Origin of the sequence: Micromonospora sp. NPDC049257 (genome assembly GCF_040678915.1) — a bacterium.
Taxonomy (GTDB): Bacteria; Actinomycetota; Actinomycetes; order Mycobacteriales; family Micromonosporaceae; genus Micromonospora; species Micromonospora antibiotica.
This window is the reverse complement of record NZ_JBFAQU010000013.1, coordinates 185,339-198,180: the sequence shown is the minus strand read 5'-3', so window position 1 is coordinate 198,180 and position 12,842 is coordinate 185,339. Positions and strand designations below refer to the sequence as shown.

At 73.6% G+C, this 12,842-nt stretch carries 12 protein-coding genes and 1 rRNA gene; 11 read left to right on the top strand and 2 right to left on the bottom strand.

The window, feature by feature from the left end:
- A 5S ribosomal RNA gene (gene rrf / locus AB0K25_RS20425) occupies positions 1-93 on the top strand; the annotation flags it as partial.
- Between the two features lie 90 nt (positions 94-183).
- On the opposite strand, the gene AB0K25_RS20420 is transcribed toward rrf, so the two are convergent.
- On the bottom strand, positions 184-2,109 hold the full coding sequence (locus AB0K25_RS20420; protein ID WP_363821920.1) for a hypothetical protein: 1,926 nt from the start codon (positions 2,107-2,109) through the stop codon (positions 184-186).
- Positions 2,110-2,112: 3 nt separating this feature from the next.
- Between AB0K25_RS20420 and AB0K25_RS20415 the strand changes: the two genes are divergently transcribed.
- A complete protein-coding gene (locus AB0K25_RS20415) occupies positions 2,113-3,099 on the top strand; it encodes a tetratricopeptide repeat protein (protein WP_255597527.1) in 987 nt (328 codons plus the stop codon).
- On the top strand, positions 3,096-4,115 hold the full coding sequence (locus AB0K25_RS20410; protein WP_219460071.1) for an HAD-IIA family hydrolase: 1,020 nt from the start codon (positions 3,096-3,098) through the stop codon (positions 4,113-4,115). The genes AB0K25_RS20415 and AB0K25_RS20410 overlap by 4 nt, the downstream gene beginning before the upstream one ends.
- 230 nt (positions 4,116-4,345) lie before the next feature.
- On the opposite strand, the gene AB0K25_RS20405 is transcribed toward AB0K25_RS20410, so the two are convergent.
- Positions 4,346-4,681, bottom strand: coding sequence for an SCP2 sterol-binding domain-containing protein (locus AB0K25_RS20405; RefSeq protein ID WP_208566856.1), 336 nt, complete (start codon positions 4,679-4,681; stop codon positions 4,346-4,348).
- 110 nt (positions 4,682-4,791) lie between these two features.
- Between AB0K25_RS20405 and AB0K25_RS20400 the strand changes: the two genes are divergently transcribed.
- The 8 genes from AB0K25_RS20400 to AB0K25_RS20365 all read left to right on the top strand — a co-directional run bounded on the left by AB0K25_RS20400 (position 4,792) and on the right by AB0K25_RS20365 (position 12,841).
- Positions 4,792-5,514, top strand: a complete 723-nt coding sequence (locus AB0K25_RS20400; RefSeq protein ID WP_363821917.1) for a hypothetical protein — start codon at positions 4,792-4,794, stop codon at positions 5,512-5,514.
- Positions 5,515-5,536: 22 nt separating this feature from the next.
- The gene (locus AB0K25_RS20395) at positions 5,537-5,809 is read left to right on the top strand and encodes a hypothetical protein (protein WP_219469843.1); all 273 of its coding nucleotides are present in this window, start codon (positions 5,537-5,539) and stop codon (positions 5,807-5,809) included.
- Positions 5,810-5,831: 22 nt separating this feature from the next.
- Positions 5,832-6,677: a TlyA family RNA methyltransferase gene (locus tag AB0K25_RS20390; protein WP_219460076.1), complete on the top strand. Its 846-nt coding sequence runs from the start codon at positions 5,832-5,834 to the stop codon at positions 6,675-6,677.
- Between the two features lie 109 nt (positions 6,678-6,786).
- Positions 6,787-7,671 carry an NAD kinase gene (locus AB0K25_RS20385; protein WP_219460079.1) on the top strand — a complete coding sequence of 295 codons (885 nt, stop codon included), beginning with the start codon at positions 6,787-6,789 and terminating at the stop codon, positions 7,669-7,671.
- Positions 7,672-7,897: 226 nt separating this feature from the next.
- On the top strand, positions 7,898-9,655 hold the full coding sequence (gene recN / locus AB0K25_RS20380) for a DNA repair protein RecN (protein WP_208566861.1): 1,758 nt from the start codon (positions 7,898-7,900) through the stop codon (positions 9,653-9,655).
- Between the two features lie 119 nt (positions 9,656-9,774).
- Complete coding sequence (gene steA / locus AB0K25_RS20375; protein ID WP_208566862.1) at positions 9,775-10,953, top strand: putative cytokinetic ring protein SteA; 1,179 nt, start codon at positions 9,775-9,777, stop codon at positions 10,951-10,953.
- Positions 10,954-10,980: 27 nt separating this feature from the next.
- Complete coding sequence (locus tag AB0K25_RS20370) at positions 10,981-11,916, top strand: copper transporter (RefSeq protein ID WP_208566863.1); 936 nt, start codon at positions 10,981-10,983, stop codon at positions 11,914-11,916.
- A gap of 58 nt (positions 11,917-11,974) precedes the next feature.
- Positions 11,975-12,841, top strand: coding sequence for a hypothetical protein (locus AB0K25_RS20365; protein ID WP_219460082.1), 867 nt, complete (start codon positions 11,975-11,977; stop codon positions 12,839-12,841).
- Position 12,842 lies beyond the last annotated feature (1 nt).

Here is a 12,842-nt window from a genome sequence, read left to right as displayed (position 1 = left end):
ACGCCCGGTTACATTCCGAACCCGGAAGCTAAGCCCTCCAGCGCCGATGGTACTGCACTCGGGAGGGTGTGGGAGAGTAGGACACCGCCGGACAACCTTTCAGTCGAGGGCCGCCCCATCCGGGTCGGCCCTCGACTGCGTCGCGCCGTCGGTGGCGCAATCAGGAAGGATTTACCTGTGAGTTCAGGACCGCAGGGCGGAGACCGTCCGCGCCAATATGAAGATCGCTCCGACCGGCCCCAGGGGCGTGACGCCGGCCCTCGGCGGGACGACCGTCCCCCATACCGGGGAGACCGCGACGACCGCGGTGCCTCGCGGGGGGGACCTCGGGGCGGAGACCGGCGCGAGGACGGTTTCCGTTCGGGCCCCCGTACCGGTGACTCCCGGCCCGGCGGTTTCCGTTCCGGTGGGGATTCGCGCGACGGCGGCTTCCGTTCCGGCGACCGACGCGACGGTGGATTCCGACGCGATGGCGACGCCCCGCGCAACGGCGGTGACTCCCGCGGGGGTGGTTTCCGTGGTGGTGACTCCCGTGAGGGTGGTTTCCGTGGTGGGGACCGTCGTGAGGGTGGTTTCCGTTCTGGTCCGCGTGATGGTGATTCCCGTCCCGGTGGTTTCCGTGGTGGGGACCGTCGTGATGATTCGCGTGGTGGGGACCGTGGTGGTTTCCGGTCCGGCCCGCGTGAGGGTGGCTTCCGTGGCGGTGACTCCCGCGAGGGTGGTTTCCGTGGTGGGGACCGTCGCGAGGGCGGCTTCCCAGGTGGGGACCGTCGTGACGGTGGTTTCCGGGGTGGCGAGCGTCGTGAGGGTGCTGCCGGCGGTGAGCGTCGGCCCGGTGGTTTCGGCGGTGGCGATCGCCGCGAGGGTGGTTTCCGGTCCGGCCCGCGTGAGGGCGGCTTCCGTGGCGGTGACTCCCGCGACGGTGGTTTCCGTGGTGGGGACCGTCGTGAGGGTGGTTTCCGTTCCGGTCCGCGTGATGGTGATTCCCGTCCCGGTGGTTTCCGTGGTGGGGACCGTCGTGATGATTCGCGTGGTGGGGACCGTGGTGGTTTCCGGTCCGGCCCGCGCGAGGGCGGCTTCCGCGGCGGCGACTCCCGCGACGGTGATTCCCGTCCCGGTGGTTTCCGTCGGGACGGCGACTCCCGCGACGGTGGTTTCCGAGGCGGTGACCGTCGGCCCGGTGGCGACTCCCGCGAGGGTGGTTTCCGTGGTGGGGATCGTCGTGATGATTCGCGTGGTGGGGACCGTGGCGGTTTCCGGTCCGGCCCGCGCGAGGGCGGCTTCCGTGGTGGGGACTCCCGTGAGGGTGGTTTCCGTGGCGGTGATCGTCGTGAGGGTGGCTTCGGTGGGGACCGTCGTGAGGGTGGTTTCCGTTCTGGTCCGCGTGATGGTGATTCCCGTCCCGGTGGTTTCCGTGGTGGGGACCGTCGTGATGATTCGCGTGGTGGGGACCGTGGTGGTTTCCGGTCCGGCCCGCGTGAGGGTGGCTTCCGTGGTGGGGACTCCCGTGAGGGTGGTTTCCGCGGTGGAGATCGTCGCGAGGGCGCTGCGGGGGGCGAGCGTCGGCCCGGTGGTTTCGGCGGTGACCGCCGTGAGGGTGGTTTCCGTGGTGGGGACTCCCGTGAGGGTGGTTTCCGTGGTGGTGACCGTCGTGAGGGTGGCTTCGGTGGCAGCCGGGGTGGAAGCGGCTTCCAGGGTGGTGACCGCCGCGAGGGTGGTTTCCGCTCCGGCCCCCGCGAGGGTGACTCCCGCCCCGGCGGGTTCCGCCGGGACGGCGACTCCCGCGAGGGTGGCTTCCGGGGCGGTGACCGTCGTGAGGGCGGTTTCCGTGGCGGCGAGCGCGACCATGACCGGCCGCGCCGCGACGACCAGCGCGGTGGCGAGGACCGCCGCGAGGGCGGGTTCGGCGCCGACCGGGACCGCCGGGACGAGGCCGACGCCCGTCCGGCTGCGCCGGCACTGCCGGACGAGATCCTCGCGAGCGACCTCGACACGGCCGTTCGTGCCGAACTCCTCTCGCTGAACAAGCCGGTTGCGGAGACCGTCGCGCGGCATCTGGTCGCCACCGGTCAACTGATCGACGAGGACCCGACGGAGGCGCTCGCGCACGCGATGGCCGCCCGGCGGTTGGCGTCCCGGATCTCGGCCGTCCGTGAGGCGGTCGGGCTGGCCGCGTACCACGCGGGGGAGTGGCAGACGGCGATCGCCGAACTGCGCACCTACCACCGGATGACCGGGTTGCAGAGCCACCTGGCGGTGCTCGCGGACTGTGAGCGCGCCCTGGGTCGACCGGAACGCGCGATCGATCTGTTCCGGGGGGCCGACAGCGCCAAGCTCGACAAGGCCGTCGCGGTCGAGCTGCTGATCGTTGCCGGTGGGGCCCGCGCCGACCTGGGGCAGAAGGACGCCGCGGTGGCGATGCTCCAGGTCCCGGAGCTGACCACCGACGTCGCCGAGCCGTGGACCGCCCGGTTGCGCTACGCCTACGCCGACGCACTGCTCGCGGTGGGTCGGCGCGAGGAGGCCCGGGAGTGGTTCTCGCGGGCCGCCGACGTGGACGCCGATGGTGAGACCGATGCCCCGGAGCGGCTGCTGGAACTCGACGGCGTCGTGATCGAGGGCGACGACGAGGACGACGAGCCGGTCGAGGAACCGGCCGCCGAGGCCAGCACGCTGCCGGCCGGGGCGGACACCACCTCCGACGACCGCGCCGAAGGCGACCGCGACGACGAGGACGACTTCGACGACGAGGACGACTTCGACGGGGAAGCCGATGTCGCCGAGGACGACCCCGACGGGGAAGCGGACCTGGACGACGAGATCCGCGACGGTCACGGCGACCGCGAGCGCGCCGAGGATCGTACCGGTGACAACGACCGTGGCGAGAGCGCCGAGCAGAGCGGGCGCGACGACGACCCCGACGACGAGCCGGCCGCCCACGCCGGTGTTGCGGGCGACGACGCCGACGACAGCCCCTCGGGTGCCGCGGCCACCCGACTCGACCCCGGTGCGGGTGCGGCCGGTCAGGTCGACGACGCGCCGACCCCGGTCGAGGGCCGGCCGGTGGACGGGCGCGGCGCGGAGACGGACCAGCGATGACCGAGGTCGCCGGGGGTCGGCTTGTCGACGGGTACGCCCTGGTCGTGTTCGACCTGGACGGAGTGATCTACCTGATCGACCGGCCGATCCCCGGCGCGGTCGAGGCCCTCGGCGCGTTGCGGGCCGAGGGCCGGTCGGTGGCGTTCGCCACGAACAACGCCTCACGCCGTTCCAGCGAGGTCGCCGACCTGCTCACGGGAATGGGCGTACCGGCCGATCCGGCGGAGGTGCTCACCTCGGCTGCGGCCGCCGCCGAGGTGCTGCGGGACCGCCTTCCCGCCGGTGCCGCGGTGCTCGTCGTCGGGGCCGAGGCGCTGCGCGCCGAGATCCGCGCCGTCGGGCTCACCCCCGTCGACCGCGCCGACGCCGCGCCGGTCGCCGTCGTCCAGGGGTACGGCCCGCAGGTGGGCTGGGTGGACCTCGCCGAGGCGTCGGTGGCGATCCGGGCCGGGGCGACCTGGGTGGCCACCAACACCGACCGGACGTTGCCGAGCGGACGTGGTCCGTTGCCCGGCAACGGCTCGTTGGTGGCGGCCCTGCGGCACGCCCTCGACCGGGCACCCGACGTGGTGGTCGGCAAGCCGGAGCCGGCACTGTTCGCCACCGCCGCCCGACGGGCCGGCACCGGCCGGTCACTGGTGGTCGGCGACCGGCTCGACACCGACATCGAGGGTGCCCGCCGGGCCGGGTTGGACAGCCTGCTGGTGCTGACCGGCGTCAGCGACGTACCCGAACTGTTGGCGGCTGCCGAACAACGGCGGCCGACCCATGTGGCGGTGGACCTGGCCGGGCTCTTCGACCCGGCGGCGGTGGTCCGGGTTCCCGGTGCCCCGCAGGCCGGTGGATGGTCGGCCACGGCGGTGGACGGGGCGGTGGAGTTGCGGGGTGCCGGACGGCCGCTCGACGCGCTGGCCGCGCTCTGCGCGGTCGCCTGGGCGGCGGGCACCGGTGCGGACGTCCGACCGGCCTCGCCGGAGGCGGAGCAGGTGCTGGCCGGCTTCGGACTGGCCACCTGACCGGCTCTCTGAGCCAGCGAGCCAGCCGGCCGGCCGAGCTGGGGCCAGCCCGGTCACCGGGGCCCGGCTCCGGCCGGCCACCTGCGGACGGCTCCGCCAGCTCCGGCCACCTCGCCGCCAGCTCGGCCGGCTGAACAGCGGGCCCGGGGCGGCACCGACCCGACAGCGGGTGGTGCCGCCCCGGCCTGTCTGTCGGCCGACCGTGGCGGGTCGTCGGCGGTGTCGCCCGCTCAGAGCAGCTTGCGTAGCTTCAGCAGGTCGAACGGGCTGGCCTTGATGGAGATCCGCCGGGCGGCGACCGCCTTGGTGACGTCGAGCTGGCCGTGCACCAGGGCGACCAGGTCGTCGCTGCTGGTGACCAGGGCGATCTTTGCCTTGGGGTCGTCGCCGTCGGTGAGATCGAGCAGCCGGCCACCGGCGATCCGACCGTGGAAAGCGGTCTCCAGGTCGGTGATCCGGCAGGCCAGGGTGCGGTCCAGATCGATCTTGTTGGACACGTCGGCGTGCCGGTCCAGGCGGTCGGCAAGATCCCGCAGCGCCTGACGGCACTCGTCCACGGTGGCCACATCGTCTCCCTCACACCCGCCACGCCGTTTCCGGCACCGTACCGCAATGGGCGACCCGGGGCGCCCGGTAGCGTGAGGGCCGCACACTGCCCCCACGGAAGGACTCAGTCATGCAGGACGCGTGGCGCGCCTACCTGGAGCTGGCCCTGGGCCTGACGGAAGCGCCCCGGAAGAGGGCCCAGGACGCCGCCCGGCGGCTGGTCGGGACGGGCGGCGCGACCGCCGGGCAACTCCAGTCGCTCGCCGAGGAAATCCTCGCCACCGGGGCGGCCAACCGGGAAGCGCTGACGAAACTGGTCCGGTTCGAGGTCGACCGGGCGCTCGGTGCGGTGGGGTTGGCCACCGCCGACGAGGTCGCCGAACTGACCCGCCGGGTGCACGAGCTGGAACGGCAGCTGCGTGAGGCGAAGAGCGGACCGGGCACCCCGCCGACCGGGCCGGTCGCGCCGGAAACGACCGTCCCGTCGGTCGCCACCGCCGCCCCGGACACCACTGTCCCACCGGACACCACTGTCCCGCCGGTCGACACCGCCGTGCCGGAAACGACTGCCCCGTCGGCTGCCACCGCCGTGCCGACGACGTCCGGCCCGTCGACTGCCGGCGACCCGGTGACCGGGGCCACGGCGCAGAAGACCGCGGCGCAGAAGACCGCGGCGCAGAAGACCGTGGCGCAGAAGACCGTGGCGAAGAAGGCGGTGGCCAAGAAGGCCGTGCGGAAGGCGGGTCCGCCGGAAGGCTCCGCCGGGCCGGGCGGTGCCGACGACGGCGCACCGCCGCCCCGACCGGTCAAGAAGACCAGCCCCGACCGACGAGGCACCGGTGGTGCCGCGTGACCAGCTCCACCGGCGGCCGGTCGTGACCGGCCCGTTCCGCCCCGGCCCGCCCCCGGCGGGTAGGCCCGGTCTGCCGCTGGGCGGTCGTCCGGGTCCCGCGCCCACGGCCCGCCCCGGTCCGTCGGTGGGTGTCGGCTTCGACGATGATGTCGACGACGCCCGGCATCCCGCCGTCGACGCCGCCGTCCAGGCGATGGCCAACGCCGAGGGGCTGCCCCCGGCCGACCAGATCGCCCAGTACGAGGCGGCGTACCAGACGTTGCGGGAGACCCTCGCCACCATCGACCAGGCCTGAGCGGACCGGAGAGAACCACCCCATGGCACGTCGTACCCGGCTGGACGCCGAACTCGTCCGTCGCGGCCTGGCCCGGTCCCGGGAGCAGGCCGGGGCGTTGATCGAGGCCGGTCGGGTCCAGCTGCGCGGGGTGCCCGCCCGCAAGGCCGCCGCGATGGTCGATCCGGCCGATCCGCTGCTGGTCACCGGCGCGGACCCGGCCGACGAGTACGTCTCCCGGGGCGGTCACAAGCTGGCCGGCGCGCTCGCCGCCTTCGGTCCCGCGGGGCTGCGGGTGGCCGGCCGGCGCTGCCTGGACGCCGGAGCGTCGACCGGCGGGTTCACCGACGTGCTGCTGCGGGCCGACGCGGCGGAGGTCGTCGCCGTGGACGTCGGCTACGGGCAGCTCGCCTGGGCGCTGCGTACCCACGAACGGGTCCGGGTGCTGGACCGCACCAACGTGCGGACCCTCACCCCGGAGGTGATCGGTGGGGCGGTGGACCTCACCGTGGCCGACCTGTCGTTCATCTCCCTGCGCCTGGTGCTGCCGGCGCTGGCCGGCTGCACCAGGAGCGACGGTGACCTGGCGCTGATGGTCAAGCCGCAGTTCGAGGTGGGCAAGGAGCGGGTCGGCGCCGGGGGTGTGGTGCGGGACCCGGCGTTGCGGGCCGAGGCGGTGCTGGCCGTGGCGGCGACCGCCGCCGGACTGGGCCTGGGGCTGGCGGACGTGGCGGCCAGCCCGCTGCCGGGTCCGAGCGGCAACGTCGAGTTCTTCGTGTGGTTACGCCGGGACGCCCCGTCGGCCGACGCCGAGCGGGTGCACGCCGTGGTGGCCGCCGGGCCGACCGGCCCCGGGCCGGACCCGGTTTCGGGGAAGGTGGCAGGGTGAGCGTGGTGTGCGACGTCGGGACGGTGTCCCGCGAGGGTGGACGGGAGGCGGGTCCGGTGGACCTCAGCGACGGCGGGGCCCTTCGGGTGCCCGAGGGGCGGTGGCGTCGGTGAGCCGGACCGCGCTGCTGGTGACGCACACCGGGCGTCGCCGGAGCACCGAGCACGCCCGGGCGGTCGCCGCCGATCTCATCGCGGCCGGTTTCGAGGTGCGGGTGGTGGCCGAGGAGGCCGAGGATCTCGACCTGCCCGGGGTGGTGCCGATGGCCGGTCAGCGGGCGGCCGAGGGTGCCGAGATCGTCTTCGCGCTCGGCGGTGACGGCACCTTCCTGCGCGCCGCCGAGCTGGCCCGCCCGACGAAGGTGCCGCTGCTCGGCATCAACCTGGGCAAGGTGGGTTTCCTCGCTGAGGCGGAGATCGACGACCTCGACACGGCGGTACGGGACGTGGTCGGGCGCAACTACACGGTGGACGAACGCCTCACCCTCGATGTGACCGCCGAGTTCGACGGTGGCCCGACCATCGAGTCGTGGGCGCTCAACGAGATCAGCGTGGAAAAGGGCGAGCGCGCCCAGATGCTGGAGCTGCTGGTCGACGTGGACGGTCGGCCGCTGTCGCGCTACGGCTGCGACGGTGTGGTCTGCGCCACCCCCACCGGCTCCACCGCGTACGCGTTCTCCGGGGGCGGGCCGGTGGTCTGGCCCGAGGTGGAGGCGCTGCTGCTGGTGCCGATCAGCGCGCACGCGTTGTTCAGCCGTCCGCTGGTGACCGCGCCCACCTCCACGTTCGTCATCACGGTCGACCCGTTCACCACCCTGGCGGTGCTGTGCTGCGACGGTCGGCGGGTTTACGACCTGCCGCCGGGGGCGACGGTGACGGTGCGTCGGGGCGCGCTGCCGGTGCGGGTGGTGCGGTTGCGGGACCGGCCGTTCACCGACCGGCTGGTGGCCAAGTTCGACCTGCCGGTGCAGGGCTGGCGGGGCAGCCGCCGCTGATCCTGCGGCGGACCCGGGCGGGGATCGCCCTGGGCGCCCGGAGTCGCCGAGACCTGCGGCCGGCGACAACGGGATCGTTCGTGGCCACCCTTGGCGTGCCACCGGTGCCACCGAGGCGTCCACCAGCGGTGCTGCCCCCGCGGCAGCAGAGCGGATCGTCCCCGGCCCGGATGGTGGGCCGTGCCGGCTGGTCAACTGTCCCAGCACGCGTCTACTGTCGGGTGCTGTGCTGGAAGAGCTGCGGATCACCGGACTGGGCGTCATCGAGGACACCACCCTGCCGCTGGCCGGCGGGATGAACGTCATCACCGGTGAGACCGGTGCCGGCAAGACGATGGTGGTGACCGGCCTCGGCCTGCTGTTCGGCGGTCGGGCCGACGCGGGCCGGGTGCGGGCCGCGCCGGGTCGGGCGACCGTCGAGGGGCGGCTGCGGCTGGGCGGTCGGGTGGCCGACGTCGTGCACGCCCGGATCGTCGACGCCGGTGGTGGACCCGACGACGACGGTTCGCTGCTGATGAGCCGTACGGTCACCGTGGAGGGTCGGTCCCGGGCGCATCTGGGTGGCCGGAGCATGCCGGTGTCGATGCTCGGCGAGGTCGGCGAGCAGGTGGTGGCGGTGCACGGTCAGTCCGACCAGTTGCGCCTGCTACGCCCCGCCGAGCAGCGGGCCGCGCTGGACCGGTTCGCCGGTCCCGGGCACGAGAAGCTGGTCGACGCGCTGCGGGAGGCGTACGGGCGGTGGCGGCAGGTGGTCGACGACCTGGCCGACCGGCGCAGCAACGCCCGGGCCCGGCACCAGGAGGCCGATCTGCTGCGGCTGGGCCTCGACGAGATCACCCGGGTCGACCCGCAGCCCGGCGAGGACGACGAGCTGAAGGCCGAGGCGCAGCGGCTGGAGCACGCCGAGGGGCTGCGGACGGCGGCGCAGCTGGCGCACCTGTGCGTGGCCGGCGGGGTGGAGGCGGCCGACGACACCCCGGACGCCACGGCGCTGCTGGGCACGGCCCGGCGCACCCTGGAGGCGCAGGCCGGCACCGATCCGGCGCTGGGTGAGCTGGCCGGGCGGTTGGAGGAGGCGGCCACCCTGGTGGCGGACGTCTCGGCGGAGTTGTCGACCTATCTGGCGGCGTTGGACGCCGACCCGGCCCGGTTGCAGACGATCTATGAGCGGCGGGCCGCGTTGCGTGCGTTGACCCGTAAGTACGCCGACGACGTCGACGGGGTGATCGCCTGGGCCGAGCGGGCCCGGACCCGGCTGGCCGACCTGGACACCTCCGACGAGCTGCTCGACGAGTTGGACCGGGAGGCCCAGCGCCTCGCCGGTGAGGTGGCCGAGCTGGCGGGCCGGTTGTCGGCCTCCCGGCAGGAGGCGGCGGTCCGGTTCGCCGAGCAGGTCACCGTGGAGCTGGCCGGGCTGGCGATGCCGCACGCCCGGATCGAGGTGGCGGTGCTGCCCCGGCCGGCCGGCCGGTCCGAGCCGACGCTGTCGGTCAACGGGGTCGAGTGCGGGGTCGGCCCGGACGGTGCGGACGAGGTGGAGTTGCGGCTGCTGGCCCACCCGGGTGCGCCGTCGCTGCCGTTGCAGCGGGGAGCCTCCGGCGGTGAGCTGTCCCGGGTGATGCTCGCCATCGAGGTGGTGTTCGCCGGTTCGGGCGGCCCGCCGACGTTGGTGTTCGACGAGGTCGATGCGGGTGTGGGTGGGCAGGCGGCGGTGGAGATCGGTCGGCGGTTGGCCCGGCTGGCGCGTAGTCACCAGGTGCTGGTGGTGACGCACCTGCCGCAGGTGGCGGCGTTCGCCGACCGGCACCTGGTGGTGGCGAAGGACACCGGGGGCGCGGTGACCACCAGCGGGGTGCGGGTGGTGGAGGACACCGAGCGGGCCCGGGAGCTGGCCCGGATGCTGGCGGGTTTGCCGGATTCGGATCTGGGTATCGCCCATGCCGAGGAGCTTCTGGCCGTCGCGGCCAAGGAAAGACGGCCCTGACCGCAACGATTGTGAGCGGAGGCACACCGGCCTGTGCTCCGGTGTGCTTCCCTGGGTAGGCGGCCCTGCTCAGGCATGTCGCAACGGAAATGCCTGCCTCCCATGCCAGGATGGTCACGATGCGTCTACCCACGTTGCGCCGGACCCGGAACGCGGAACCGGACTCAGTTCTCGGCACCGCACGTCTGGACCGCCGTACCAAACGGCTGGTCGGCCGGCTCCGCCCCGGTGACATTGCGGTGATCGACCACGTCGACCTGGACCGGGTGGCGGCCGACTCGCTGGTCGCGGTCGGGGTCGCTGCGGTGCTCAACGCCAAGCCGTCGGTCTCCGGCCGGTATCCGAACCTCGGCCCCGAGGTGCTGATCGGGGCCGGCATCCTGCTCCTGGACGACCTCGGTGAGGGGGTCTTCGAGCGGCTGCGGGAGGGCGACACCGTCCGGATCGAGGGCAACACCGTCTTCGTCGGCGACGAGCCGGTGGCGCACGGTGACCTCCAGGACGCCGAGACGGTCGCCAAGGCGATGTCCGACGCCCGCGAGGGTCTGTCGGTGCAGCTGGAGGCGTTCGCCGCCAACACCATGGACTACCTGCGCCAGGAACGCGACCTGCTGCTCGACGGGGTGGGCGTACCCGAGATCCAGACCCCGGTGCAGGGTCGGCACTGCCTGATCGTGGTGCGGGGGTACGACTACAAGGCCGACCTGGACGTGCTGCGCCCGTACATCCGGGAGTTCAAGCCGGTGTTGATCGGCGTGGACGGCGGGGCGGATGCGCTGGTCGAGGCGGGGTACACCCCCGACATGATCATCGGGGACATGGACTCGGTCACCGACGACGTGTTGCGCTGCGGCGCCGAGGTGATCGTGCACGCCTACCCGGACGGCCGGGCACCCGGTCTGGCCCGGGTCAACGGGCTCGGGGTGCCGGCGATCACCTTCCCGGCCGCCGCCACCAGCGAGGACCTCGCCATGTTGCTGGCCGACGAGAAGGGCGCCTCGCTGCTGGTCGCGGTCGGCACCCACGCCACGCTCGTCGAGTTCCTGGACAAGGGGCGCGGCGGGATGGCCTCCACCTTCCTCACCCGGCTCAAGGTCGGCGGCAAGCTGGTCGACGCCAAGGGCGTGAGCCGGCTCTACCGGCAGAGCATCTCCGGCTCGTCCCTGCTGCTGCTGGTCCTCTCGGCGATCGCCGCGATGGCGTCCGCCGTGGCGGTCTCCACCGTCGGCAAGGCGTATTTGGGCGTGGTCTCCGAGTGGTGGGACAATTTCGTGTTCCAGCTCGGCCAGCTCTTCTAGCTCCCGACCGATCAAGAGGCTGCAAGCGTGATCAACTTCCGGTACCACGTGGTGTCCCTGACCGCGGTCTTCCTGGCGTTGGCGATCGGCCTGGTGGTCGGTACGGCCGCCCTCAACGGCCCGGTTGCCGACTCCCTCAAGGAGACGGTCAACTCGCTGCGCAAGGACAACCAGCAGATGCGGCAGTCGGTCAACAGCCTCCAGAAGGAGCTTGACCTCGAGGAGGACTTCGCCGCCGAGATGGCGCAGCTCTACCTGCCCGGCAAGCTCACCGGCAAGCGCGTCATGGTGCTCAGCCTGCCCACCGGGCGGGAGCACACCGAGGGTGTGCTCAAGATGCTCCAGACCGCCGGGGCCACCGTGACCGGCCGGGTCGACGTACAGGACAAGTTCATCAACCCGGACAACAACACCAACCTGATGGAGCTGGCCGTCACCGCCGCCCGCCCCACCGCGCCCGCCTCGGCGCTGCCCGGCAACGGCAACGGCGTGGAGACCTCCAGCGCCCTGCTGGCCAGCGTCCTGCTCGACCGGACGCCGGGCACCCCGCCGGTCACCGACGCCGACCGGCGGGCGGTGCTGGCCGCGTACGCCAACGCCGGGTACCTCACCAGCGAGGAGAAGGTCACCGGGCCGGCCGAGGCCGTGGTGGTGGTCAGCGGGCAGCCCTACGTCGACAAGGACTCCGCCAAGAAGGACGAGTCGGTGGTGAAGGTCGCCGAGCAGTTCGACCGCACCGGGGCGATCGTCGTCGGCGGCAACGGCTCCGCCGGGGGCAACCTGGTGGCTGTCGTACGCGGCGACCCGGTGCTGGCCCAGACCATCTCCACCGTCGACAACGCCAACACCGTGCAGGGGCAGCTGGTCACCAGCCTGGCCCTGGTCCAACAGCTCACCGAGAAGCGGGCCGGTCAGTACGGCGTCGGCGACAACGCCACGCTGGTGCCTAGACTGCCCCAGTGAACGAACCACGTACCCCGGTGACCGGTTACCACCCGCCCGCCCCGTCCGGCGGTGCCGCGTGAGCGGGATCGGGCGGCTGCTCGCCGCCGCCGCCGGAGCCGCCGCCGCCCGGTACGCGCTGCGGGAGGCCCGTACCTCCCCGGCGGGGCCGGCGCTGGAGCGGACCAACTTCCGGGGCCGTACCGTCAGCCTCGCCGCCGGACCGGCGCTGGCCGTCGGGGCGTCCGGCGCGGGGGCGCTCGGCGCGGCCAGCGTCCCGGCCGGCGCGGCGGTGCTCGTCGCCGGCCTCGGCGCGGGCGCCGTGGGGCTCTACGACGACGTGGTGGGTGCCCGCCCGGAGCAGAAGGCCGCCAAGGGTTTCGCCGGTCACCTCGCCGCACTGCGGGCCGGCCGGGTCACCGCCGGCATGGTCAAGGTCGCCGGGGTGGGTGCGGCCGGGCTCGCTGCGGCCGTGCTGCTCGCCGCCGATCCGAAGGTCGCCGCGCACCCCCGCCGGCAGCGTCACGGCGCACTCGGCCGCACCGTCGACGTGCTGCTCGGTGCGGGCGTGGTCGCCGGCACCGCCAACCTGCTCAACCTGCTGGACCTGCGTCCCGGCCGGGCGTTGAAGTCCGGGGTGCTGCTCGGCGTGCCGCTGGCCGGTGGCCCGCACGCCGGGATCGCCGCCGGTGCGGTCGGCGCCGCCGCCGGGCTGCTCGACGAGGACCTCGGTGAGCGGGTGATGATCGGCGACAGCGGAGCCAACGCGCTCGGCGCGCTGCTCGGGGTGGCCCTGGCCGCCCGCACCGGCCCGCTCGGCCGGGCCGGTCTGCTCGCGGTCCTCGCCGGCCTCACCGCGGCAAGTGAGAAGGTCAGCTTCACGGCGGTCATCCAGCGCACCCCGGTGCTGCGGGAACTCGACGCGCTGGGCCGGCGATCCGACTGAC